Here is a 1,794-nt window from a genome sequence, read left to right as displayed (position 1 = left end):
CCTCCCCCTGCCGCTCGTTCCTCGCTCGCGGCTCGACTCGTCTTGCAGAACCCTGCCGGCGCCCGAACGGTAACCCCCTGGGGATCCGTTAGGGTGTCCGCCTCTTCGCGGAGCGGCCCTCGGGCGGTGGAGGGTGACGGGTGGGCCACATCGGCACCCTCGTCCCTATCGGTAGAGGTAACCTGGACAGCGCGATCCGGGAACGACGGCGCAGACTGGCGCCGCAGGTGAATCGACTCCCCGGTCGCGGCACCGCGCGCCGCTCAGGGCGCTCCTTCTTTTCCGCATCCGGACGAATCAAGTGCCACCCCCTCCGGTGGCAGACGAGGTGAATCAAGCGTGACCGTCGATCTCGGTATCCCCGCCACTCCGCCGCGCCCGCTGGCGACCCGGCGCAAGTCGCGGCAGATCATGGTCGGAAACGTTCCCGTGGGCGGGGACGCACCGGTGTCCGTCCAGTCCATGACGACCACCCGCACCTCCGACATCAACGCGACCCTCCAGCAGATCGCGGAGCTCACCGCGACCGGCTGCCAGATCGTCCGGGTGGCCGTCCCGACCAACGACGACGCCGAGGCGCTCCCGATCATCGCGAAGAAGTCGCAGATCCCGGTGATCGCCGACATCCACTTCCAGCCCAAGTACGTGTTCGCCGCGATCGACGCCGGATGCGCGGCCGTGCGCGTGAACCCGGGCAACATCAAGAAGTTCGACGACAAGGTCGCCGAGATCGCCAAGGCCGCCAGCAACGCGGGCGTTCCGATCCGGATCGGCGTCAACGCCGGTTCCCTCGACAAGCGGCTGCTCGCCAAGTACGGCAAGGCCACGCCCGAGGCGCTCGTGGAGTCGGCGCTGTGGGAGTGCTCCCTGTTCGAGGAGCACGGCTTCCGCGACATCAAGATCTCGGTCAAGCACAACGACCCGGTCGTGATGGTCAACGCCTACCGGCAGCTGGCACAGGCGTGCGACTACCCGCTGCACCTGGGCGTGACCGAGGCCGGTCCGGCCTTCCAGGGCACCATCAAGTCGTCGGTGGCCTTCGGCGCCCTGCTGGCGGAGGGCATCGGAGACACCATCCGCGTGTCGCTGTCCGCGCCGCCCGCCGAGGAGGTCAAGGTCGGCGCGCAGATCCTGGAGTCGCTGGGCCTGCGCGAGCGCGGCCTGGAGATCGTCTCCTGCCCCAGCTGCGGCCGTGCCCAGGTCGACGTCTACACGCTCGCGGAGGAGGTCACCGCCGGCCTGGAGGGCATGGAGGTGCCGCTGCGCGTGGCCGTCATGGGCTGCGTCGTCAACGGTCCCGGTGAGGCGCGCGACGCCGACCTCGGGGTGGCCTCGGGCAACGGCAAGGGCCAGATCTTCGTCAAGGGCGAGGTCATCAAGACCGTGCCGGAGTCGCAGATCGTGGAGACCCTCATCGAGGAGGCCATGCGGATCGCCGAGGAGATGGGTGAGTCCGTCGAGCCGGGCGAGCCCACGGTGGCCGTCGCGGGCTGACCCCTCCGACACACTCCAGGGCCGTCTCCCGAAGCCGAGGCCCGCGACGAACACAGGCCCGGTCCACGCCACGCGCGTGGGCCGGGCCCTCGTCGTTTCGGGGCGAGGGTGCGGGCGAGGGTGAAGAGCGGGTGAACGACCGGCGTCCGCCGACCCCTTCGCAGGTCAACGGTTTACCACTACTGTGGGTAATAACATATGACATGCATCACGTTTGTGTGCGTTTTATTGCGTCATAACGCACGGATTCTGGCGTCAAAGGCGGACATACGCAACGTTTGCGGGTCATGTTACCTAGGT

Annotated in this window: 1 protein-coding gene; it reads left to right on the top strand. The window is 68.2% G+C overall.

Going from position 1 to position 1,794, the window contains the following annotated elements; all coding sequences use genetic code 11:
- Window positions 1-339 precede the first annotated feature (339 nt).
- Window positions 340-1,494, top strand: coding sequence for a flavodoxin-dependent (E)-4-hydroxy-3-methylbut-2-enyl-diphosphate synthase (gene ispG / locus D471_RS0115650; protein ID WP_017599491.1), 1,155 nt, complete (start codon window positions 340-342; stop codon window positions 1,492-1,494).
- Window positions 1,495-1,794: the final 300 nt, after the last annotated feature.

Origin of the sequence: Nocardiopsis lucentensis DSM 44048 (genome assembly GCF_000341125.1) — a bacterium.
GTDB classification, from domain to species: Bacteria; Actinomycetota; Actinomycetes; order Streptosporangiales; family Streptosporangiaceae; genus Nocardiopsis; species Nocardiopsis lucentensis.
This window is presented reverse-complemented; position numbering and strand designations above follow the sequence as displayed.